Annotated in this window: 18 protein-coding genes; 11 read left to right on the plus strand and 7 right to left on the minus strand. The window is 70.2% G+C overall.

Going from position 1 to position 21,862, the window contains the following annotated elements; all coding sequences use genetic code 11:
* Positions 1–220 precede the first annotated feature (220 nt).
* Complete coding sequence (locus U9J41_RS04970; RefSeq protein WP_322400585.1) at positions 221–856, plus strand: response regulator transcription factor; 636 nt, start codon at positions 221–223, stop codon at positions 854–856.
* Here U9J41_RS04970 and U9J41_RS04975 read toward each other — a convergent pair.
* Positions 843–1,775: a LysR family transcriptional regulator gene (locus U9J41_RS04975; RefSeq protein WP_322400586.1), complete on the minus strand. Its 933-nt coding sequence runs from the start codon at positions 1,773–1,775 to the stop codon at positions 843–845. The two genes, U9J41_RS04970 and U9J41_RS04975, sit on opposite strands and share 14 nt — an antisense overlap.
* A gap of 107 nt (positions 1,776–1,882) precedes the next feature.
* On the opposite strand from U9J41_RS04975, the gene U9J41_RS04980 reads away from it, so the two are divergent.
* A complete protein-coding gene (locus tag U9J41_RS04980) occupies positions 1,883–2,935 on the plus strand; it encodes an NAD-dependent epimerase/dehydratase family protein (RefSeq protein WP_322400587.1) in 1,053 nt (350 codons plus the stop codon).
* On the opposite strand, the gene U9J41_RS04985 is transcribed toward U9J41_RS04980, so the two are convergent.
* Positions 2,866–3,642 carry an EAL domain-containing protein gene (locus U9J41_RS04985; RefSeq protein WP_322400588.1) on the minus strand — a complete coding sequence of 259 codons (777 nt, stop codon included), beginning with the start codon at positions 3,640–3,642 and terminating at the stop codon, positions 2,866–2,868. The two genes, U9J41_RS04980 and U9J41_RS04985, sit on opposite strands and share 70 nt — an antisense overlap.
* Before the next feature lie 157 nt (positions 3,643–3,799).
* Positions 3,800–4,735 (minus strand): LysR family transcriptional regulator, encoded by a 936-nt coding sequence (locus tag U9J41_RS04990; RefSeq protein ID WP_322400589.1) that lies wholly within the window; start codon positions 4,733–4,735, stop codon positions 3,800–3,802.
* 126 nt (positions 4,736–4,861) lie between these two features.
* On the opposite strand from U9J41_RS04990, the gene mdcA reads away from it, so the two are divergent.
* The 9 genes from mdcA (at position 4,862) to mdcH (ending at position 12,185) form a co-directional block, all read left to right on the plus strand.
* Positions 4,862–6,523 carry a malonate decarboxylase subunit alpha gene (gene mdcA / locus U9J41_RS04995; RefSeq protein ID WP_322400590.1) on the plus strand — a complete coding sequence of 554 codons (1,662 nt, stop codon included), beginning with the start codon at positions 4,862–4,864 and terminating at the stop codon, positions 6,521–6,523.
* Positions 6,523–7,416 (plus strand): triphosphoribosyl-dephospho-CoA synthase, encoded by an 894-nt coding sequence (locus tag U9J41_RS05000; protein ID WP_322400591.1) that lies wholly within the window; start codon positions 6,523–6,525, stop codon positions 7,414–7,416. The genes mdcA and U9J41_RS05000 overlap by 1 nt, the downstream gene beginning before the upstream one ends.
* A gap of 2 nt (positions 7,417–7,418) precedes the next feature.
* A complete protein-coding gene (locus U9J41_RS05005; RefSeq protein WP_322400592.1) occupies positions 7,419–7,727 on the plus strand; it encodes a malonate decarboxylase subunit delta in 309 nt (102 codons plus the stop codon).
* Positions 7,724–8,575: a biotin-independent malonate decarboxylase subunit beta gene (locus U9J41_RS05010; RefSeq protein WP_322400593.1), complete on the plus strand. Its 852-nt coding sequence runs from the start codon at positions 7,724–7,726 to the stop codon at positions 8,573–8,575. Before U9J41_RS05005 ends, U9J41_RS05010 begins: the two co-directional genes overlap by 4 nt.
* Positions 8,572–9,396, plus strand: coding sequence for a biotin-independent malonate decarboxylase subunit gamma (mdcE, locus tag U9J41_RS05015; protein ID WP_322400594.1), 825 nt, complete (start codon positions 8,572–8,574; stop codon positions 9,394–9,396). The genes U9J41_RS05010 and mdcE overlap by 4 nt, the downstream gene beginning before the upstream one ends.
* Before the next feature lie 78 nt (positions 9,397–9,474).
* Complete coding sequence (gene madL / locus U9J41_RS05020; RefSeq protein ID WP_322400595.1) at positions 9,475–9,882, plus strand: malonate transporter subunit MadL; 408 nt, start codon at positions 9,475–9,477, stop codon at positions 9,880–9,882.
* A gap of 11 nt (positions 9,883–9,893) precedes the next feature.
* Positions 9,894–10,658 carry a malonate transporter subunit MadM gene (gene madM, locus U9J41_RS05025; RefSeq protein ID WP_322400596.1) on the plus strand — a complete coding sequence of 255 codons (765 nt, stop codon included), beginning with the start codon at positions 9,894–9,896 and terminating at the stop codon, positions 10,656–10,658.
* Position 10,659: 1 nt separating this feature from the next.
* Positions 10,660–11,262 carry a malonate decarboxylase holo-ACP synthase gene (locus U9J41_RS05030; protein WP_322400597.1) on the plus strand — a complete coding sequence of 201 codons (603 nt, stop codon included), beginning with the start codon at positions 10,660–10,662 and terminating at the stop codon, positions 11,260–11,262.
* Entirely contained in the window at positions 11,259–12,185 is a 927-nt protein-coding gene (mdcH, locus tag U9J41_RS05035) for a malonate decarboxylase subunit epsilon (protein ID WP_322400598.1), read from the plus strand. The genes U9J41_RS05030 and mdcH overlap by 4 nt, the downstream gene beginning before the upstream one ends.
* Before the next feature lie 98 nt (positions 12,186–12,283).
* Here mdcH and U9J41_RS05040 read toward each other — a convergent pair whose 3' ends face one another.
* The 4 genes from U9J41_RS05040 to U9J41_RS05055 all read right to left on the minus strand — a co-directional run bounded on the left by U9J41_RS05040 (position 12,284) and on the right by U9J41_RS05055 (position 21,582).
* On the minus strand, positions 12,284–13,540 hold the full coding sequence (locus tag U9J41_RS05040) for a DUF3472 domain-containing protein (protein WP_322400599.1): 1,257 nt from the start codon (positions 13,538–13,540) through the stop codon (positions 12,284–12,286).
* 79 nt (positions 13,541–13,619) lie between these two features.
* Positions 13,620–15,116 (minus strand): hypothetical protein, encoded by a 1,497-nt coding sequence (locus tag U9J41_RS05045; protein ID WP_322400600.1) that lies wholly within the window; start codon positions 15,114–15,116, stop codon positions 13,620–13,622.
* A 7-nt stretch (positions 15,117–15,123) separates the two neighbouring features.
* Positions 15,124–18,147, minus strand: coding sequence for a TonB-dependent receptor (locus tag U9J41_RS05050; RefSeq protein ID WP_322400601.1), 3,024 nt, complete (start codon positions 18,145–18,147; stop codon positions 15,124–15,126).
* 99 nt (positions 18,148–18,246) lie between these two features.
* Positions 18,247–21,582 (minus strand): TIM-barrel domain-containing protein, encoded by a 3,336-nt coding sequence (locus tag U9J41_RS05055; RefSeq protein WP_322400602.1) that lies wholly within the window; start codon positions 21,580–21,582, stop codon positions 18,247–18,249.
* Positions 21,583–21,862: the final 280 nt, after the last annotated feature.

A 21,862-nucleotide genomic window follows, 5' to 3' on the forward strand; every position in this document is an offset into this window, starting at 1 on the left:
CCTAATGCCGTTAAGTTAAGCGTGATTTCAGCCAGTTTAGGACCGGTAAGGTCCGCGCGAAGCCCTTGAAAAGGCCACTCAGATGTTAGTCGGAGCGGTCTTTTTGGCCTTAACTTAACGGCATTAGGGTCAGAGCCCGGTTTTGGGAAATTGCCTAAAACCGGGCTCTGACCCCGGTGTTGTACAATCGGGTGCCGTACCATGCCACCGCAAACACCGCATGAACCCTCCCGGCACCTCGCCGATCCGCGTGCTGATCGCGGACGACCACCCGATGATGCGTGAAGGCATAGCCGCCACGCTGACCGCGCACGGCGGCATCGAGGTCGTCGCGCAGGCCCGCGACGGCGACGAAGCCATCCAGTTCTTCACGAGCCGGCGCCCGGACGTCGCGCTCCTCGACCTGCAGATGCCCGGCAAGGACGGGCTGGAAGCCATCCGCGCGATCCGCAGCCTGCATCCGGACGCGCGCCTCGTCGTGCTCACGACCTACGACGGCGACGCCCGCATCGCGGCCGCGCTCAAGGCCGGCGCCTCCGCCTACCTGCTGAAGAACGTGCCGGGCCGCGAACTGGCCGCCACCGTGCGCGAGGTGCATAACGGCTCGCACATCCTGCCGCAGGCGCTGCGGCGCGAGGTGGCGATCCACTATGCGGGCGACGCGCTGTCGCCGCGCGAGCTGGACGTCCTGCGCCTCGCGGCCGTCGGCCACTCGAACCGCGGCATCGGCCAGCAGCTGCACATCGGCGAGACGACCGTCAAGACCCACATGAGCACCATCCTCGTGAAGCTGGGCGCGAACGACCGCGCGCACGCCGTCACGCTGGCCGTGCAGCGCGGCTTCATCGACCTTTGACCGCGCGCCCGGCCTGCGCCGGCGGCTGCGCGCCGATATAGTCGCCGAGGCCGGCCACCAGCGCATCGAACGCGACCCGGCAGCGCGGGCTGGCGCGCAAATCCTCATGCATCGTGACCCACGTGTCGAGCCGGAACGAGAACGCATCGGCCAGCACGCGCACGAGCCCCGGCGCGCGCGCCGCGAGCGGCACCTGGCACACGCCGATGCCGGCGCCGGCGCGGATCAGCGCCAGCTGGGCGACGTCGCTGTCCGTGCGCAGCGCGAAGCGCTCGCGCGCATAACCCGGCAGCGCCTTCGCGGCCTGGCGCACGAACGGCGTCGGACGGTCGTAGCCGATCAGGGCGTGCGCGCCCAGGTCGTCCAGCGTGGCCGGTGTGCCGCACCGTTCGAGGTAATCGGCGCGGGCGTGAAACCCCAGCTCGATCGCGCCGACGCGGCGCGCCACCAGCTGTTCCTGGCGCGGCGCCGTCATGCGCACGGCGATGTCGGCCTCGCGCTGCAGCAGGTCGTGCACGCGGTTCGACAGCACCAGCTCGACCTTCAACGCCGGATGGCGCCGCGCCAGGCCGGCCACGATCGCCGGCATCACTTCCACGCCGACGACGTCGCTGACGCTGATCCGGACCGCCCCCGCGACGGCACCCGCGCCGCCGCGCAGGCCGGACGCGGTGCGCTCCAGCGCGGCGGCCGTGCTTTCCATCGCCTCGGCGTGCGGGCGCAGCGCGTGCGCGGCCTCCGTCGGCAACAGGCCGGTCTGCGAGCGCGTGAACAGCACGAGCCCGAGGGCCGTCTCCAGCGCCGCCACATGGCGCCCGACCGTCGGCTGCGCGACGCCGAGCGCGCGCGCCGCGCCCGACAACGAGCCTTCGCGCAGCACGCCGAGGAAGGCGCGATAGAATTCCCATTCGATCGTCATGTTCTACAAAAATGTATAGCTACTAGTAAAAGTCATGCAATTCCATTGAGCCAGACGAACGGTTACGCTGTCAACACTTTCAACAGTTTCCACACACGGAGGACGGCATGAACGGATCGGACCAACAGAAGACGGCGCTGGTACTGGGCGCCAGCGGCGGCATCGGCGGCGAGGTGGCGCGCCGGCTCGCGCAGGACGGCTGGCAGGTGCGGGGCCTCAAGCGCGGGCTGGCCGCCGGGACGGTCGACGCCGACGGCATCGAGTGGGTGGCAGGCGACGCGCTGGACCGCGCCGACGTGGCGCGCGCCGCGCAAGGCCGCGCCGTCATCGTGCACGCCGTGAACCCGCCCGGCTACCGCGACTGGGACAAGCTCGTGCTGCCCATGCTGGACAACACCATCGCGGCGGCCGCCGCCAATGGTGCGCTGGTCGTCCTGCCCGGCACCGTGTACAACTACGGGCCGGACGCATTCCCGCTCCTCAAAGAGGACGCGCCCCAGCATCCCGCGACGCGCAAGGGCGGCCTGCGGGTACGGATGGAAGCGGCGCTGGAAGCCCACGCGGCACGCGGCGGCCGCGTGCTCATCGTGCGCAGCGGCGATTTTTTCGGCCCGCGCGCCGGCAACAACTGGTTCGCCCAGGCCCTCGTCAAGCCGGGCAAGCCGGTCGGCCGCATCGCCAACCCGGGCGCGCCAGGCGCCGGGCACCAGTGGGCCTACCTGCCCGACGTGGCGGCGACGATGGCCGCGCTGATCGAGCACCGCGCGCAGCTCGCACCGTTCGCGCGCTTCCACATGGGCGGTCACTGGGACCCCGACGGCACCGCCATGTGCGACGCCATCCGCCGCGTCGTCGCGCACCGCGGCGCAAGCGCATCCGTCGGCGCCTTCCCGTGGTGGTTCGTGCGGCTGGCGGCGCCGTTCAACGAGACCCTGCGCGAGCTGCTGGAAATGCGTTACCTGTGGCGCCAGCCGGTCCGGCTGGACAACGCGCGCCTCGTGGACGTGCTGGGCGCCGAGCCGCACACGCCGCTCGACGCCGCCGTCGAATGCACGCTGGTCGGGCTGGGTTGCCTGCCGCCGGCGGAGCGTCAGGCGCACACGCCGGCGCCGGGCATCGCGCCCGTCGCGGCCGGATCGACCGGACGGCTGAACCAGTAGCCCTGCGCCTCGTTGCAATCGTGCGCCATGAGAAACGCCAGCTGCTCCTGGTCCCCGACGCCCTCGGCGACGACCCGGTGACGCAGGTTCTTGCCCATGCCGATGACGGCGCTGACGATGGCGCCGTTGCCGCCCGCCCCCGCGTCGATCGCCCGGACGAACGATTGATCGATCTTGAGCACATCGATGGGGAATTGATTCAGGTAGCTCAGGCTCGAGTCGCCGGTGCCGACATCGTCCACGGCGATCCACACGTCCATCGCCTTGCGCTTGGCCGGCAGGTCGGCACTGGCGCCCACGTCGCGCATCGACACGCTCTCGGTCAGTTCGAGCTGCAGGCAGGCCGGATCGACGCCGGTGGCGCCGAAGTTGATGCGCTTGCCGCCGCGGCCCACCAGGACGGTCGCCGGCCAGGCCGAGCGGCCGGTCGCTGTGCAGGACGTGTTCGAGGGGATTGGTGATGGCGTGTCCGGTGGCGCTGTCGATGATGTCGAGGACGTCGGCGACGGGATGGCCGCACGCCTCCCGCGCGTCCACCCGGTGATCTTTTCGGCCGCGACGTTCAGGTAGTCGACGCTGCCGCACATGTCGGCCGAGATGACGGCATCGCCGATCGAATTGCGCGTGATTTCGGCGCGCGCCTGCGCGACGTACAAACCCTGCTCCACCTGCATGCGCTCGATCATGTTGAGCAGGGACTGCGGCACCAGGCAATTGTCGAAATAGCCCTTCGACAGCCAGCCCTTGGCGCCCCGCCTGACGGCTTCCTTCGCTTCCTCTTCGTTCTCGGGTTCGCGCGGGTGTGAACGAGCGTATGCCCGCTCGCAATCCCGTCAACCAGGCCCGGTGCGACACCCGGCCGCGTTACCGGGCGCCGACCTCGACGCGGCCCAACCGCTGCCCCGTGCCATACATCCGGCACTCGGCGGCCAGCGCCAGCAGGTTCGGATCGCGTTCGCGGCTCTTCGACACGATCAGGCTGATGGTCTGGTGCGACGCATACGGCGCATCGAGCGGGATCAGCTGGATGCGCGTGCTGAATTCGGCCACGCGGCCCGGCAGCAGGCTGTAGCCCATGCCGCCGCTGACCAGGTTGATGAGCGAGAAGATGTCGGACACGCGCATGATCGTCTCCGGTGTGTAGCCGGCCTGGCGGAACGCGTGGTCGAAGCTGTCCGACGTCACGAAGCCGCCGCCGAGGGTAATGAATTTTTCGCCCTGCAGGTCGCGCAGGTCGACGTGGGCGCGGGCGGCGTACGGCGAACCGAGCGGCGCGGCCAGGTGGATCCGGTCCTCGAACAGCGGCACGGCCAGCAGCTGCGCATCGTCGAGCGGCGCCTGCAGGCCGATGACGATGGCGTCCAGCCGGCCCTCGTCCAGTCCGCGCAACAATTCCTGGTTCGAGCCCAGGGTCAGGTCGATCTGCAGCTCGGGCCGGCGCAGCTTGACGCCCATGAGCAGTTGCGGGATACAGCGCAGGGTCAGTGAATACAGCGATCCGATCTTGAGGCGGCCGCCCGCGAATCCAGCCAGTTCGCGCACCTTGCGCACGCCCTCTTCCGTTTCGCTGACGGCGCGCTGCGCGTGCTTGGCGAACGCATAGGCGGCCGGCAGCGGCGCCAGGTTGCGGCCCTCGCGCCGGAACAGCGGGCAGCGCAGGCCCTCCTCCAGCGAGTGCAGCGCGCGGTGGATGCTGACCGTGCTGGTCCCCAGTTCGTCCGACACGCGCGCCAGGCTGTGCAGGCGCATGAAGGCCAGGAAGACTTCCAGTTTCTTCAGGGTAATCTCTTCATCGATCATCGCATCGCTCCTCGGCAAAGCATACCGCAACCATTAACCTGAGAGTAAACATTCGGACGCCGCGTTGATTGAAGCCAGGGCTGCCCGTTCCTATGCTGGCGTCACTGTCCGTACAAAGGAGACAACATGGAAAGCAACACGCCCGCCCCGCGCCAGTGGGACACCCGGCGCCGCGAGAAGGCGCGCCGGATGGCGGCGGCCAGCCACCTGGCCGACGGCCCCGTGCTGGCGCCCGAGCGCATCGTCGAGGCGCTGCAACTGCTGCTGGCCAGCGGCGACCGCGTGGTCCTCGAGGGGAACAACCAGAAACAGGCGGATTTCCTGGCGCGCTCGCTGGTGCAGGTCGACCCGGACCGGGTCAACCGCCTGCACATGATCATGCCCAGCGTGAGCCTGCCGGAACACCTCGACCTGTTCGAGCGCGGCATCGCGAGCAAGCTCGATTTCGCCTTCGCCGGCGCGCAGAGCCTGCGCATCTCGCAATTCCTGCAGGAGGGCCTGCTTTCCGTCGGCGCCCTGCACACCTATATCGAGCTGTATGCCCGCCTGTACGTGGACCTGACGCCGAACGTCGTGATGGTCGCGGGCTACAAGGCCGACCGCCAGGGCAATCTGTACACGGGTCCCAGCACCGAAGACACGCCGGCCCTCGTCGAGGCGGCGGCGTTCCGCGACGGAATCGTGATCGCCCAGGTCAACGAGATCGTCGACGACCCGAAAGACCTGCCCCGCGTGGACATTCCGGGCGCGTGGGTCGATTACGTGGTCCGCTCCGACAAGCCGTTCTATATAGAACCGCTGTTCACGCGCGATCCGCGCCTCATCAAGCCGGTGCACATCCTGATGGGGATGATGGCGATCCGCGGCGTCTACGAACGCCACGGCGTGCAGTCGCTGAACCACGGCATCGGCTTCAACACGGCCGCGATCGAACTGCTGCTGCCGACCTATGGCGAGCAGCTCGGCCTGAAAGGCAAGATCTGCCGCAACTGGACGCTGAACCCGCACCCGACGCTGATCCCCGCCATCGAGTCGGGCTGGGTCGAGAGCGTGCACTGTTTCGGCGCGGAACTGGGCATGGAAAACTACACGGCCGCCCGCCCCGACGTGTTCTTCATCGGCCGAGACGGCTCGATGCGCTCGAACCGCGCCTTGTGCCAGCTCGCGGGCCAGTACGCCGTCGACCTGTTCATCGGCTCCACGCTGCAGATGGACGGCCTGGCCAATTCGTCCACCGTCACGCACGGCCGCCTCACCGGCTTCGGCGGCGCGCCGAACATGGGACACGATCCGCACGGCCGCCGCCACCCGACGCCCGCCTGGCTCGACCTCATCGAGACCGACGATCCGCTCGCGCGCGGCAAGAAGCTCGTCGTGCAGATGGTCGAGACGTTCCAGGACGGCAGCCAGCCGACCATCGTCGAATCGCTCGACGCCGTCGACGTGGGCAAGGCGTCCGGGATGCCGCTGGCACCCGTGATGATCTACGGCGACGACGTCACCCACGTCCTCACCGAAGAAGGCATCGCCTATCTGTACAAGGCGCAGTCGCTGGAGCAACGCAAGGCGATGCTGGCGGCCGTCGCCGGCGTCACGCCGATCGGCCTCACCCACGACCCCAGGCAGACGGCCCGCATGCGCGAACAAGGCCTGATCGCGCTGCCCGAGGACATGGGCGTGCGCCGCGCCGACGCCACCCGCTCGCTGCTGGCCGCGAAGAGCATCGCGGAGCTGGTCGACTGGTCCGGCGGCCTGTACGAACCGCCCGCCAAATTCAGGAGCTGGTGATGACGGCGCCCGCATCCATTCCCGCGTCGTCCGCCTCCGCCCCGGCCCAAGGGGTAGCCAATGAGCTGGCCCACCATGCCGTCGGCGCCCTCGTCGACGAAGCGATGCTGACGCCGAAACCGGGCCTCGTCGACCTGCGCGGCGCCGGCGCCCATCGCGACCTCAGTTGGCCGCTGATGTGCGCGTCCGCCTGCGCGCTGCGGCCCGCGTTCGGCCAGATGGCGCTCGCCGGCGCCCTCATCGCCGCCGACGACCTGCTGCTGCGCCGGCGCATCGGCGCCATCGGCCGCGACGCGGAAAGCGCCATGATGGCGGCCAGCGGCGGCGTCAACACGCACCGCGGCGCCATCTGGGCGCTCGGCCTGCTGGTCACGGCGGCGGCAGCGACGCCGCAGCGCGACGCTGCCGCCATCGCCGCGCGCGCCGGCCACCTGGCGCGCCTCGTCGACCCAGGCGCGCCGCTCCGGACGGGCCACAAGGGCGAACGTGCCTGCATCGAACACGGCGTCGGCGGCGCCCGCGGCCAGGCCGCCGCCGGCTTTCCCCACGTGATCGACCACGCGCTGCCGATGCTGAAGCTGGCCCGCGCCCGCGGCGCGGCCGAACACCACGCCCGCGTCGACGCCCTGCTCGCCGTGATGGCGACGCTGGACGACACCTGCCTGCTGGCGCGCGGCGGCCGCAAGGCCCTGGACACCGCGCAGCACGGCGCACAACGCGTGCTGGCGTGCGGCGGCGTCGCCACCCCGAACGGCCGCCGCGCCTTCGACACATTGGAAGTCCGCCTGCGCCGGCTGCACGTCTCGCCCGGCGGCGCCGCCGACCTGCTGGCGGCAGCGCTGCTGCTGGACCGCATCGAACGCGCCCACGCAACGACTATGGAGATGGATTGATCATGGAAAGACTGGAATACCAATTCGGCGCCGGCCAGCCGGCACGCGGCCGCACCGTCAGCGGCGTCGTCAGCTCGGGCGACCTGGAAGTGCTGCTGGAGCCGGCGCCCGCCGGGCGCACGACGGTCGCCGTGCAGACGTCCGTGGACGGCTACGGCGGCACCTGGAAGGCGCTGCTGGAACGCGTGTTCGGTGCCGGCGACCTGCCCGCCGCCCGCATCGAGATCAACGACAACGGCGCGACGCCGGGCGTCGTGCGCATGCGCATCGAGCAGGCGTACGAACAAGCCAACGACGGAGGCCGGCCATGAACATCGAGAACCTGCTGAAGCGCGACAGCTTCATCGAACGGGGCGCGCGCAGCCGCGCCCGGGCCCTGCTCGACCCGGGCACGTTCCGCGAACTCGCGGGGCCGTTCGCGCGCCTGCACTCGCCCTGGCTCGCCATGCAGAACCTGGTCACGCAGGCCGACGACGGCGTCATCGTCGCCAAGGGCACGCTCGCCGGCCTGCCGACCGTCGTGCTGGCGATCGAAGGCGCGTTCCAGGGCGGCAGCATGGGCGAGATCGGCGCCGCCAAGATCGCCGGCGCGCTGGAACTGGCCGCCCGCGATAACGAGCGCGGCATCCCCACGCAGGCCGTGATCGTGTTCGAGACCGGCGGCGTGCGCCTGCAGGAAGCGAACCTGGGCCTGGCCGGCATCGCCGAGATCCAGTCCGCCATCGTGGCCCTGCGCCGGCACCGTCCCGTGATCGGCGTCAGCGCGGGCACGGTCGGCTGCTACGGCGGCATGTCGATCGCGGCCGGCCTGTGCTCCTACTTCGTGATGACGCGCGAGGCGCGCCTCGGCCTGAACGGCCCGCAAGTGATCGAGCAGGAAGCCGGCGTCGCGGAATTCGACGCGCGCCAGCGCGCCCTGATCTGGGGCCTGACGGGCGGCGAGCAGCGTGCGGCCACGCACCTGGCCGACGCCTGCGTCGACGACGACACGGCGGCCATCCGCGCAGCCGTCGCCGACCTGTCCGCACGGGGCGTGCCGGCGATCCACCGCAGCGACCGCGCCGCCGACTTCCTCGCCTGCCTGGCGCGGGTCGACACGACGCGCCAGGCGACGGCCGACGACGTACGCGAGATCTATTCGAAAGGACTGGCAGAATGACTTCCCACACCAACCACGCCTCGCGCGGCGCCATGTGGCTGCGCCTGCTCACGGGCGGCGCCCACCCAGCCTACGACTGGACGACCGTGCACGCCTGCGACGCGATCCTCGCCGGCCGCCCGGCGCGCTACATCGCCGTCGTGCCCGACGCCGACAACGCCTTTCCCCGCGCCCGCGACGGCGAGGTGGGCCTCGTCGAAGGCTGGCGCCTGGCGCAGGCCGTGCGCGACGTCATCGCCATGGACCGCGACGCCGCTACCAAGCGCCCGATCGTCGCGGTCATCGACGTCCCGAGCCAGGCCTACGGCCAGCGCGAGGAAGCGTACGGCATCCACCAGGCGCTCGCCGGCGCGGTGGCCGCCTACGCGGATGCCCGCCAGGCCGGCCATCCCGTCATCGGCCTGATCGTCGGCCTCGCGATGTCCGGCGCCTTCCTCGCCCACGGCTACCAGGCCAACCGCCTGATCGCGCTGGACGATCCGGCCGTCGCCGTCCACGCGATGGGCAAGGCGTCGGCCGCGCGCGTGACCCTGCGTTCCGTCGAGGCGCTGGAACGGCTGGCGGCCAGCGTGCCGCCGATGGCCTACGACATCAAGAGCTTCGCCTCGCTCGGCCTCCTGCACGAGGTGCTGCAACTGACCAACCTCGCGCTGCCGGACGAGCAGGACATCGCGCTCGTGCACGGCGCGCTGGAGGCAGCGCTGGCCGACATCCTCGAGGATCCGCGCCGCGACCTGTCGAGCCGTCTGCAAGGACAACATCGCGGCGCGTCGCGCACCGTGCGCGCGCTGCTCGCATCGGAATGGGAGGCCGTCGACTAGCTATTCGCCGCAGTACCCGGCCGCCAACAACAATATCCACGGCCGTTCCACCTTTTTTTGGACGAAGAGGAGACACACATGATTATCTATGGAACCGCATTGCTGGCCGTATGCCACCTGCTCGGCATCTTCCTGGGCGACCTGCTCGGGACGCTGCTGGGCGCCAAGACCAACGTCGGCGGGGTCGGCATCGCCATGATCCTGCTGATTTGCGCCCGCCTGTGGCTGCACAAGCGCGGGCTGATGCCGGCGCAGACCGAGATGGGCGTCGGTTTCTGGGGCGCGATGTACATCCCGGTGGTCGTCGCCATGGCCGCCCAGCAGAACGTCGTCGCGGCCTTGCGCGGCGGCCCCGTCGCCGTGCTCGCCGCCTTCGGCTCGGTGCTCGTGTGCGCGGTCTGCGTCTCGCTGATCAACCGCGGCGAACGCCCGGCGCCCGGCACCGAACCCGACGCCGAAGCCCGCGTCGCCACGCAACGCGCATAACGGAGGCCACCATGCTCGAACTCCTGGAAAAGACTGTCAAACACAATGGCCTCGTGCTGGCCTTCGCCCTCGTCGGCTTCGTCATGATCGTGTCGATGCAGCTGTCGCGCCGCCTCACGTTCGGCCGCGTGCACGGTTCCGCCATCGCCATCCTCATCGGCCTCGGTCTCGCCTATTGGGGCGGCATCCAGACGGGCGGCCAGAAGGGCCTCGCCGACGTCTCCCTGTTCGCCGGCGTCGGCCTGATGGGCGGCGCCATGCTGCGCGACTTCGCCATCGTCGCCACCGCGTTCGAGGTGCAGGTCGTGGAAGCGAAGAAGGCGGGCCTCATGGGCGTCGTCGCCCTGCTGCTCGGCACCGTGCTGCCGTTCATCGTCGGCGCCAGCGTGGCGTGGGCGTTCGGCTACCGCGACGCGATCAGCATGACGACCATCGGCGCCGGCGCCGTCACCTACATCGTCGGCCCCGTGACGGGCGCCGCGATCGGCGCCAGCTCGGAACTCATGGCGCTGTCGATCGCCACGGGCCTCGTCAAGGCGATCATGGTCATGGTCGGCACGCCGATGGCCGCGCGCTTCCTGCGCCTGTCCACGCCGCGCTCGGCGATGGTGTTCGGCGGCCTGGCCGGCACGGTCAGCGGCGTCTCGGCGGGCCTGGCCGCCACCGACCGCAAGCTCGTGCCGTACGGCGCGCTCGTGGCGACGTTCCACACGGGTATCGGCTGCCTCCTCGGCCCGTCGCTGCTGTACTTCGCGGTCCGCGCGCTGGTGGGCTGACATGCCGGCGCCCCGTCCGCACGACCTGCTGTTCACGCAGCGTCCCGGCGCGTTCGCGGTCGACGGCGTGCGGCCGGACTGGCTGGACCCGCGCGCGCCGCTCGTCGTGCGGCGCGAAGCCACCCGGCCCGGCATCGTGCCCGCAGGTGCGCGCGGCCTGCAACGCAACGAGCGCTGCAAGGGTCGTCTCGCACTCGACGCCGTGGCGTCCGTCGTTACGCCGCGCATGCTGGCGGCAGGGGCGCACACCGCCGCCAGCGACCTGCCCTGCATCGTGGCGCTGCGCGCGCTGGCGCCGCGGCTGGACGCGCTCGGCGTCGACTGGGGCCCGACCGGCGGCGCCGGCTACTGGCTCGCGTGCGGACTGCCGGTGCTGCGCGCGACGAGCGACCTCGATCTGCTCGTGCGCCTGCCGCGCCGGCCCGCCGGCGCCGTGCTCGCCGCATTGTCCGCGCTGCGGGACGGCCAGCCCTGCCGCATCGACATCCAGGTCGACACGGGTGGCGGCGGCTTCGCGCTCGCGGAATATGCGCGCGGCGGGCGCGTGCTGCTCAAGACGGATGCCGGCCCGCGGCTCGTCGACGATCCATGGGAGGCCGCATGAGCGTCCTGTTCACCTTTCCCGGCCAGGGCGCGCAAAAGCCCGGCATGCTGCACGCGCTGCCGGATCATCCGGAAACGGCGCGGACGCTGGCGGAGGCCACACAAGCGCTGGGCCGCGACGTCCTCGCGCTGGACGGCGCCGACGCGCTGCGCTCCACCGTCGCCGTGCAACTGTCCTTGTTGGTGGCAGGCGTCGCGATGGCGCGCGTGCTGGCGGCACACGGCGCGGCGCCGCGGATGGTGGCCGGACTGTCCATCGGCGCCTGGCCCGCGGCCGTCGTGGCGGGCGTGCTCGACTTCGCGGACGCCGCGCGCCTCGTCGAATTGCGCGCGCGGCTGATGGAAGACGCCTACCCGTCCGGCTACGGCATGACCGCGATCGGCGGCCTCACGCGCCAGCAGCTCGCACCGCTGCTCGCGCAGGTCGATCGTCCGGACATGCCGGTCTACCTCGCGAACCTGAACGCGCCGCGCCAGCTCGTCATCGCGGGCCGCGACGCGGCGCTGGATGCCGTCGCGGACCTGGCACTGGCGCGAGGTGCCCACCGCGCGGACCGGCTGGCCGTGCCGGTGCCCTCGCACTGTCCGCTGCTGGACGAGCAGGCGCGCGCGCTCGCCCGCGCCGCCGCGCAGGTGGCGAGCCGGCGTCCGCGCATCACGTACATCAGCAGCAGCGCCGCACGCGCGCTGTTCGACGGCGAGCGGATCGTCGCCGACCTCGCTGCGAACATGGCGCGCCCCGTGCTGTGGGCCGATACGCTGCGCCACGCGTGGGAACGCGGCGCCCGCGTGGCGCTGGAAATGCCCAGCGGGTCGGTGCTCACCCGGCTCGCCCAGGACGCCGACTTCGGTGCCGGCGGCGCGCTGTGCGCCGACGGCAACCGCCTCGACACGCTGGTCCAGGTGGCGCGCGACGGCCAGTAGCCGGCGCGGTCCCGCGCTGCCCCGACGACGGCCTGCGGCTTGCCGGCTGCAGGCCGGCGAGGCGCGCCGCCGGACGCGGCACACCGATTCCCGCGACGTCACTGCGGCAGCGCATTCACGTCGACGGCCGGCGGCGTCGCCGTCGCGGGCCGCGTGAAGCTCTGGTTGATGTTCACGTAATCGGCGAAGAAGCCGCCGTTCCGCAGATAGAACTGACCGCCGTCGACGCCGCCCGCGTAGTCCTTGCGCTGGCCGTTCGCGGCCGTCGCATCGCCGGTGAAGCGCGCGGTCGCGATCTCGGTCCACTTGCCGGCCGTGTCGCGCGCCCACTGGTTGCCGAACCGGACGCTGCGTCCCAGGTAGCCGTTCGTGTCGATGAAGTTTTCGACGAACGAGTACACGCCCGCGTGGTAGGTGGACGTCTGCGGCCGCTTCCACGTCGCGATCAGGCGCCATCGATTGCCCTTTTCAGGTGCGAGGAACCAGGCGCTGAAATCCGTGTTGCCGGCGCCGTCCGGTCGGGCGCGCGTGAGGAAGCGGTAGGTGTGGCCCGCGACCCAGTCGTAGACGAGGTACGATTGGCCGCCCGTGCCCTCGCCGCCGAAGCCGTTGTCGACGACGTCCGCGCCCTTGTTCACGAGCGTCGTCCTGGCGCCGCTGTCCGCATCCCAGACGGAGAACAGCACGCGCCGCTCGTGGGCGCCGTTCACCTGGATGCCGAGGTAGCCGCCGACGAAACCGTTCGCCATGAAGTAGGAACCGATCTTGTCCTGCCCCGGCAGCACCGTCACCTCGTTGTAGAAGTATTCCGTATTCGCCGGCACCTTGTACCCCATGTGGACCGAGGGGCCGCGGCGCGACCAGTAATAGTTCTCGGCGTCGTTCGCATAATTCAGCGGGACGTCGGTCGTCACGCGCAACGCGGCGACGTCGCCGAAATAACCGCCGTCCTTGGTCACGCCCTTGAGGTCGACGCGCACATACCCCGGGGCCGTCACGGCGATCGTGCCGATGGGGTACGTCGTCAACGCGGTGCCGGACAGCGTCAGGTCGTAATCCTTGCCGGCCACCGTCGCACGGATCCGGCTCGTGGAACTGCCGGCCAGGCGCGCGTCCAGCGCGAGCGTGGCGCTGCCGGCTGCGGCCATGCGGAACCAGATGCTCGTCACCGTGGCGGGACTCGTCCAGTTGGCGAGGCCGCCATCGTTGATTTCTTCCGTCGCGTTGGCCGGCGCCTGGGTGACGAACGCATTCCCCGCGAGGGCGACCTGGTAATCAGCTGCACTGGCCGCGGCCGGCACGCCGGCGGCCGCCAGCAGCGCGAGGGTGGACAGCATGAGGCTTCTTCGTTTCATCGTCGATTCCTTCGTCATCGTGAAAAGCCGGCTGGATGGACGCGGCTCGCCCGCCGGCATGGCGGCCGCGGGGTGGCGCTCAAGCCGCCACGTGGATGAGGATGGCAGTGCCGGCGGGCAGCGTCACGTCGAGCGCGCCGTGCGTCGACACCGGCCGCAGCGCGCGGTAGCGCAGCTGCCAGTCCGTGCCCGGCATGAGGGTGCGGTCGTCCTGGCCGAAGACAAGCGCCGTGCGCGCCGCCACGTCCGGTGCCGACAGCGGTGCCGCACGCACGCCGGCACGCGGCGGCAGGCCGGCGAAGCGCAGCGCACGGGCGCGGGTGCGGCTCGCGTTGACGGCGACGATGCGTGTGCCGTCGTCGTGCGCCGTCGCGTACACGCGCGCGTCCGGCGGCAAGGCGGCCGTGTCGAGCGCGTGGAAGCGTCCGCCCGCCAGCAGGCGTGCACACAGCAGGCCGTAGTACAGCGGCCGCGGCGCGAAGCCTGCGCCCAGGTCGCCGCCGATGGGCGAATAATTCGAACTTGCCGCGTCGATGCTGCCCGGCGCCGCGCCACCGCCGCGTGTGTCGTGCCCTTCCAGCGAACTCTCGATGCTGCCGCGTGGCCCGCCCTGGAAGCACACGCCGGCCGCGCCGTGGTAGGCGGCCGACAAGGTGAAGTCCAGGCCCCACAGGGCCGCCGCGAACGCGTCGCTCACGCCGGCACGGCCGCCGCGGTAATACGAATTCGTCTCCGTCAGCCAGAACCCGTGGCGGTGGCCGCGCGCCGCCGCGGCGAGCACTACGATCTCTCGGTCGAAGTCCGCATCGTGTGTCAGGATGTCGTCCAGCGAGCCACGTTCGGCCGCCTCGCGGTAGTAATGACGGCTGAGCAGCGGCGCGCCCGGCACCTCGCGGCCGAACGCCTGGACCCAGTCCGTGTTCGCGCCGCTGTCCGGTCCCGCGATGTCGCCGCGGTCGGCCGGCCCGGCCACCCGGTCCCACGCGGCCTTGTACTCCGCATACGTCTTGAAATAATTGTTCGCCTCGTTCCCGACCTGCAGCGCCAGCAGGCGCGGGCCGAGCGCCGCGCGCACCCTGGCCGCGTACGCCGCCGCCAGCGATGCGCTGTCCGCGCGCAGGTTCAGGCCGAACACGACCTTCCAGCCCGCCGCGTCGAGAAAACCGGCGAGCGCCGCCAGCGCGTCGTCCGGCACGGCGTAATACGGCTGCACGCGCTCGCGCTGCCGGTACAGCGGATGCAGCGCGGGCAGCGGACCCGCGAAGCCGGCTGGCAGCGCCAGGTCGCTCGTGTTCCCGCCCAGGCGCAGCACGCCGTCCGGATTCAGGCGCCGGAACAGCGCGACGAGCGCCGTGTTGGACGCGGCAAGGAAGCGCGGGTCGCGCAGCACGGCGGTCTCGTAACTGAGCCCGACGATCGTGGGCGGCACGACGTGGCCCGTCGCCCGCGTGGGAATCGCGACGGGCACCGGTGCGGACGACGCGGCGCCCGGCAGCGCCAGCGCGGCCAGCCCCGCGGCCCGCCGGGTGCACGTCCCGAGGAAGTCGCGTCGTTGCGATGACAAGCGCTGGGGCATGGCGTCCTCAGAAGTTGTACTCGGCCGTGAGGCGCACGGAACGCGGCGCCGCGCGGCTCGCCACCTGCAGGTAGTAGCGGTTGATGGCGCCGGCGTCCTCGCGCGTCTCGTTGTAGCGGTTGACGGTCTGGCGATCGAACACGTTGAAGACGTCGGCGCGGAACGTCAGCCCTTTCACGCGGGCCGGGCTCCAGGCCGCGTTCAGGTCCAGCTGCATCTGCCACGGCAGGCGGCCCTGGCTGCCGCGCGGCGCGGGCTGGCCGTTGCAGTAGAAGTAGGCGTCGCCGTAGTCGCCGTCGAAGCGCAGGTCGTCGGGCAGCGCGCCGATGCAGTTGCGCGGCGCGCCCGAGACCAGCGCCAGGTTGGCGCCCACCGTCACCTCCGGCAGGACCTGGGCGAAGCCGTACGCCTTGATCTGGTGCCGGTGGTCGCTCGGCAGGTAGCCGTAGGCGTTGTACATCAGTTCCTTGTGGTCGTCGCTGACGGTGAGCGCCACGTCGCCGCCGCCGATCGTATCCGTCTGCCCTTCCATATTGCCCTTCAGCGCCGACAGCGTGTACGTGACCTTGCCGTACCAGCCGTTGCTGAACGGGTGCTCGAGGAACACGGTCAGCGCCTTGTACGTGCGCTCCGGCAGCGGGTTGCCCCACTCGGCCGCCGTGATGTCGACGCGGCGCAGGCCACGGCCGTCATTGAAGTCGATCATCAGGCTGTTGTCGCGGCCCGGGTTCATGATGGCGCACTGGAAGCCGCCCCATTGGCTCTCGTCGACGTGGTTGCGCGCGGCCCACGCATCGATCGGACGCTGGTCGCAAGTGTCGTCGTTGGTGTCGTTCAGGCGGCGGTACAGCAGGTTGCCGCCGGCGACGAGCCGGCGCGTCAACGCCGTTTCGAAGCCCAGCGAGAACTCGTCCTGCGACAGCGGCTTCAGGCCCACGGCCGTCACTTCGCGCGCGTCGCGGCCCTGGCCGTAGAAGTTGTTCGCCGAGTACGCGTTGCCGATCGGGTGCAGGCCGGTCGGCGCGCCCGTCGCGGGATCGACGCCCGTGTAGGTGAAGAACTGGCTGGTCGACAGCAGCGGACTCGCCATATTGCTGGACAGGTTGGACGGCACCGGCAGATGGTAGCGGCCCGCGTTGGCGAACACCTTCAGCGAGCTGTCGCCCTTGACGTCCCACGTGGCGCCAAACCGCGGCGCGATCATGTTGCGCTGCGAGATGAAGGCATCGCCCTTGGTCGTGTAGTTGGTGAACTGCTCGCGGCGCAGGCCCAGGTCGAGCAGCACGCGGCGCGCGACCTGCCAGTGATCCTGGATGTACTGCGCCGACTGCACGCTCGTCGGTCGCGCGAGGTTGGTGTTGACGTCGCGGCTGACGTAATAGCCTTGCGCGCCGTAGCCGCCGCCCTGGGCCGGCGTCTCGGACGCGCCGTTGATGGCGCGGTTCGGATCGCTGGCCTTGCGGTAGGTCCAGCGGTAACCGCCGGCGAGCGTCTGGCCGACCAACGATTCGACCTCGATGCGGTCGATGCCGGCACGCAGCCCGTGCTGGCCCAGCTTGTACTCGACGTCCAGGCGCAGCCCTTTCTGGCGGTCTTCCGATGCAGGGTCGACGAGGCTGCCGGTGACGGTCTGCGGGTTGTTGTAGACGAGGCCCGGCACCTGCGTCGACACCGTCGACGACGTTTGCGCGAGCCCCGGGTCGTAGCCGTCCGGGATGCGCCGATGGGTGGTGCGCGAATCGCCGTACAGCGCGGTCACCGTCAGGTCGTCGCGCAGGTAGCCCGTGTACTTGACGATGTCCGCGTTGGCGCCCGGCGCGGCGGCGGCGCCGCAGCAGTTGATCGTCTCCTGACCCGCGCCGCGCGGCGTGCCGTTGCGCGTCAGGGTCGCATAGTCGAAACCATAGGCCTGGGTGCGGCCGACGGTGCGGTCGTACAGCTTCGTGTACTCGACATGGTGGTCGTCGGTCAGGTTGTAGTCGAGCTTGGCCAGGTAGCGGTTGACCGTCGTGTGCGAACTGCTCCAGCCGGTCGGCGACGTGGTGCCGGCGCTGCTGGCGGCGGCGATCGCTTCGCCGTCCGTCACGGTGCGCTCCAGCGCGACGAAGGCGAACAGCTTGTTGCGGACCAGCGGGCCGCCGCCGTACAGGCCAGCGACGCGGCTGCGCGTGGTGTTGTCGCGGTTCCAGTACAGCAGCTTGCCGTCCGTGTCCGGATAGGCGCCCGTGCGCGGATAATAGGTGTTCTCGGGCGCCGCGCGCAGGCGGGCCGGCAGGTATTGCAGCTTGCCGCCGAATTCGAACTTGTTCCCGCCGCTCTTCGTCGTGACGTTGATGACGCCGCCCGTCGAGCGCCCGAACTCCGCGCCGTAGCCGCCGGACAGCACCTGCATGTTGGCGATCGCGCCGAACGGCAGCTCGGACGCGCCTACCTGCGTGAGGATGTTCGTGACGGGGAAGCCGTTGACGTAGAACGCGTTCTCGGACTGGCCCGAACCGGAGATCTGCGGCGCATTGCCGTACTGGCTGTTGGTGCCGCGGTTGACGCCCGGCGTCAGCTGGACGACCGACGCGATATCGTCCGCCACCGGCAGCGCCTTGAGCTCCTTCGCCGTGAACACGACGCCGTTGTTCGTGTTGGAGACGTCGATGTACGAGCGCGTCGCCGACACGACGACGGTCTGCATGCCGCCCGCGCCGAAGCTGGCCTCGACGCCGGAACCGACGACGGCTTCCACCTCGCGGCTCGCCTCGACGGCGCCGCCGCGCAGCACCTTGACGGCGTAGCGGCCGGGCGGCATCGACGTGGCGGCATAGCGCCCGGATGCATCCGGGCTCACGGTGCGCTGCACGCCGGTAGCCAGGTTCTCGATGACGACGGTGGCGCCGGCCGCCGCACGCACCTCGCCGAAGATCGTCGTCGTGGCGTTCGACTGCGCCCAGGCCTGGCCGCCGCTCGCCGCGAGGGCGATCAGGATGGCCGTGGCATGCCGGATGGCGTCGTGCCGCAGGGTGAAGCGCTTGCTGTTCATGCTTGTCTCCTTGTTTGCGGATGCAGCAGTCCCTCCCTGTTCCGGACAGGGGCTGCTGCTCCTCGTTGTAATGATGGTGTGCTGTGGCGGTCGGCGCGCTCAGCGTGGTGTGACGGTCGCGCCCGGACTACCGGTCAGGCGCGCATTGGCCCAGTCGGCGCAGACCTTGCCCGGACTCGCACCGCGGGCGCCCAGGGTGCGCAGGCTCAGTTCACGCAGGCCGCGCACGTCGATCTCGGGCTTGACGACGGCGGGCGGGGTGACCAGGCCGCTGTCGTACAACAGCTTCGACCCGCTCCAGACCTGGAACTGCAGGCCGCCGCTGCCCCGGCAACTGTCGTCGACGCCGAGGTCGGCGCGCAACAGGTCCCAGTCGCCGCCCAGCGCCAGGTCGATGCGGCTGGCCGGCCCCACGCCGACGCCCTTGCGGAAGTGCAGGCCGTTCATGCGCATCCCGGATGCCGCGTTCGACCCGACCGTGGCCGGCTTGTCGCGCGCCGCGGACTTCGGCAGCGCGAGGTCGGACAGATAGACTTGCCGCGCGGGCCCGTCGGCGTGACGATGTTCGAGCACGTGGAATTCGGACACCGTGATCGGCGGGACGTCGGCCGGCAGCGCCGCGTCGTAGGCCCTGGCGGGCGCCGGCCCCTGCGCCGCCGTGACCATCGGATCGAGCGCGCTGGCGCCATCGCCATCCGGGTTATGCACGCTCAGCACGCGGAAGCGCAGCAGGCGGCCGGCGGTGGCCGGGAAGTTGATGACCTGCGTGCCCTGCGCCAGTTGCAGGCGGCCGCGCGCGACCGGCGCGCCCCAGTCGCCGTTCGTATCGCCGACATAGACTTCGTAGTCGCGCACCTGGCCGCTCGTCCAGTGCTGGTCGTTGCGCGGCGCGATCTCGATGCCGTCCACGAGGCGGCGCTCGGCGAAGCCCAGCACCCATTCGTGCGGACCGCTCTTCACGGCCTGGCTGCGCAGGGTGCGGAACCATGTATCCGGCTTGCCGTCGAACGCGCGCTCGAGGCCCTGGCCCGGCTCTTCCACCGGACAGTTGATGACGGCGATGGCGTCGGCCGGAATCGCGCGGCCCGCTTCCGGCGCGGCCGGGAAGGCGTCGTCGGCACGCGCCGCGAGCGCGCCGCGCACGGCGATCCGCAGCGGCGCGCGGATGTCGCGCGCGGCCGTCTTCACGTGCAGCGTCCCGCGCCGGTCGGCCGGATCGAAGAACCAGCCGTCGTCGCTCGCGTCCAGCGCGGCAAGGCTGGCGCGGGCCGGCAACGCGCCGCCGTTGGCCTGCACGGCATCCGGCGCGTGCGCGGCCAGCATGCGCAGGCTGTAGCCGCGCCGCACTTCCTGGCCGGCGTAAGTGCCGTCCACCGCACCGACGTCGATGGTCGCGTCGCGGCCGGTCGCCGTCATGCGGATCGTCTGGCGGCTCGATTCGCCCTGCTGGTAGCGGCGCGTGTTGCCGTCGTCCTCATATAACGTGAACGCCGATTCGCCGGCCTGCGGGTAGACGTCGAACGTCACGCGGTCCTTGGGTTTCTGGCCGTCGTACAGCACTTCCGGATACATCGGCAGGATGGCGCCGGCGCGCACGAACACGGGCAGCTTGTCGAGCGTGACCTTCAGGTCGACGTCGCGTCCGTCCGCGCCCGCCGTGGCCTGGTGGCCGTCCCAGTAATCGAACCACATCCCCTGTGGCAGGTGGATGCCCTTGCGCCAGCCGCCGCTCGCCGCCTGGCTGCGGTACACGGGTGCCACCAGCAGGTCGCGACCGAGCAGGAACTGGTATTTATACTTCTCGGTCCACGCGGCCGGATCGTGCGGGTAGTCCCACATCAGGCCGCGCACGAGCGGCGCGCCGCTGTCCTCGGCCTCGCGCGCCAGCGTGTACATGTACGGCGTGAGGCGCAGCTTGAGTTTCAGGTAGCGGCGGTTGATGGCGCGGTACGGCTCGTCGAACCACCACGGGTGCTTGCGCTCCGCCGCCGACCAGCCGGACATCCCCATCAGCACCGGCGTGAAACTCTTCCACTGCAAGTCGCGCGTGTACGTCTCCGGACTGCCGCCGAAGATGGCGTCGACGTCGCCCGTCGCATACGCCTGGCCCGACAGGCCCGAACCGATCAGGGTCGGCACATGCCAGCGGATATAGTCCCAGCTGGCGCTCTGGTCGCCCGTCCATGCGACGGCATAGCGCTGGGTGCCGGCCCAGCCCATCACCGTCCAGATGAACGGCCGGCTGTCGGAATTCTTTAGGATGCCATCGTAAGCGGCCTTGTTCGCGTCCAGCGAGAACTGATAGCCCTTGCCGGTCCACGCGACGTCCAGCTTCTGCACGCGCGTGCCGGCATGGCCGACTTCCCACGCGATCTTGTCGACGCCGTTTTCCGTCCACAGGCCGGTGCGGAAACCATAGCCCGCGAGGCCTTTCACGGTCTCCGGCAAATTCGTGTAGCCGCAGCCGTAGCCGTCGTTCGGCAGGATCCAGCCGCCCGGCATGTCGTGCTCGCGGTAGCGCTTGGCGACGCTGGCGACGACGTCCGGTGTCTTCCCGGTCGGGCCGTCGCTCCAGCCCGGCGGCACCGTGCCCGGCTTCTTGATGTTGTCGCCGTCGTTGTAGCAGTCGGCGTCGCCGAACTCCAGCGCCCAGCGCGGCAGCAGGCGTGCGCGGCCCGTCCACGCCGTGTAGCCGGCAAGCGCGCCGCGCATGTCGGGCGCGACGAAATAATAGGCGTCGAAGCGGCCTTCCGCGTGCTGCAGCGCGATCTGCTCGTCGCCGCGCAGGTCGTAGTCGCCGTCCGACCACGTGTTGCGCAGCATGGCCCAGCCCTTGGAACTGAGCAGGAACGGCGCCGGATTCGGCCGGTCGCCCTCTTCCCAGCCGCCCGAATACGACACGGCCAGCTCGCGGCCCTTGAATTCATAGCGGCCGTTCTGCTGGCCGCCGCCGTAGAAACGCTCGGTGGCATCCGTCGACAGCACCTGGACGGCCTGCTTCGCCTCGATGTCGAGCGGCTGCAGCTCGCGCCACAGCGGCGCCGCCTCGCCCGCCCGGTACAACGTGAAGCGCAGCGGATTGCGGTCGATGCGCAGCGCGAGGGCCGCGGTCTTCACCATGATATGGTCGGGATGCTGTTCCAACACGTACTTCGCATCGTCCGGCGTGCCGACGACGATCGGCGCCGCCTTGTCGCCCGGCCCCGTCAGCTGCGCGGTGGGGCTGGCCTGGATATGCAGCACGTCCGGGCGTGGCAGGCTGATTTGCACGTGGGCGCCACGGTCCGTCACGATGTCCCACGTGTGGCCGTCCGCGGCGGCGGCGATGGATCGCACGCTGCCCAGCGGCGCGGCGCCGGCGGGGATGGCGATGAAGGTAAATGTCAGGGCCAGGGCGGCGACGACGGGGCGAAAACGAAAAGGTCTCTTTGTCATGGTGGCAGTCGAAAATTACGTTTTGTTTCACTTACTGTAGAAACAAAAACAAGGATGGTCAACAAAAAGTCGACGAAACGCGTAAAAGAAGTGCCTGCGCTTGCATTTCAGGCGTTTTTATCTTTCGTTTATCGACATTGTTATCGTTTAAGCTTTCGATATGTCGCAAAATTGGCACGGAAAATAGCGTCCAGACGGTTGCAACGCACTCTGACGGCGGGTTTTCGTTCGAATTTTATGACTATATCTTTCGTTTAAGCTTTCGAGTTTGACATTTCGA

The sequence above is a fragment of the Massilia luteola genome (assembly GCF_034420155.1).
Lineage (GTDB): Bacteria > Pseudomonadota > Gammaproteobacteria > Burkholderiales > Burkholderiaceae_D > Telluria > Telluria luteola.

Bases quoted from the DNA above. Each gene is read 5' to 3' on its own strand.
- U9J41_RS05050 (WP_322400601.1), bottom strand. From the start codon at position 18,147: ATGAACAGCAAGCGCTTCACCCTGCGGCACGACGCCATCCGGCATGCC.
- U9J41_RS04975 (WP_322400586.1), bottom strand. From the start codon at position 1,775: ATGACGATCGAATGGGAATTCTATCGCGCCTTCCTCGGCGTGCTGCGC.
- mdcA (WP_322400590.1), top strand. From the start codon at position 4,862: ATGGAAAGCAACACGCCCGCCCCGCGCCAGTGGGACACCCGGCGCCGC.
- U9J41_RS05055 (WP_322400602.1), bottom strand. From the start codon at position 21,582: ATGACAAAGAGACCTTTTCGTTTTCGCCCCGTCGTCGCCGCCCTGGCC.
- U9J41_RS05010 (WP_322400593.1), top strand. From the start codon at position 7,724: ATGAACATCGAGAACCTGCTGAAGCGCGACAGCTTCATCGAACGGGGC.
- U9J41_RS04970 (WP_322400585.1), top strand. From the start codon at position 221: ATGAACCCTCCCGGCACCTCGCCGATCCGCGTGCTGATCGCGGACGAC.
- U9J41_RS05005 (WP_322400592.1), top strand. From the start codon at position 7,419: ATGGAAAGACTGGAATACCAATTCGGCGCCGGCCAGCCGGCACGCGGC.
- U9J41_RS05045 (WP_322400600.1), bottom strand. From the start codon at position 15,116: ATGCCCCAGCGCTTGTCATCGCAACGACGCGACTTCCTCGGGACGTGC.
- mdcH (WP_322400598.1), top strand. From the start codon at position 11,259: ATGAGCGTCCTGTTCACCTTTCCCGGCCAGGGCGCGCAAAAGCCCGGC.
- mdcE (WP_322400594.1), top strand. From the start codon at position 8,572: ATGACTTCCCACACCAACCACGCCTCGCGCGGCGCCATGTGGCTGCGC.
- U9J41_RS04980 (WP_322400587.1), top strand. From the start codon at position 1,883: ATGAACGGATCGGACCAACAGAAGACGGCGCTGGTACTGGGCGCCAGC.
- U9J41_RS05030 (WP_322400597.1), top strand. From the start codon at position 10,660: ATGCCGGCGCCCCGTCCGCACGACCTGCTGTTCACGCAGCGTCCCGGC.
- U9J41_RS05040 (WP_322400599.1), bottom strand. From the start codon at position 13,540: ATGAAACGAAGAAGCCTCATGCTGTCCACCCTCGCGCTGCTGGCGGCC.
- U9J41_RS05000 (WP_322400591.1), top strand. From the start codon at position 6,523: ATGACGGCGCCCGCATCCATTCCCGCGTCGTCCGCCTCCGCCCCGGCC.
- madL (WP_322400595.1), top strand. From the start codon at position 9,475: ATGATTATCTATGGAACCGCATTGCTGGCCGTATGCCACCTGCTCGGC.
- U9J41_RS04990 (WP_322400589.1), bottom strand. From the start codon at position 4,735: ATGATCGATGAAGAGATTACCCTGAAGAAACTGGAAGTCTTCCTGGCC.
- madM (WP_322400596.1), top strand. From the start codon at position 9,894: ATGCTCGAACTCCTGGAAAAGACTGTCAAACACAATGGCCTCGTGCTG.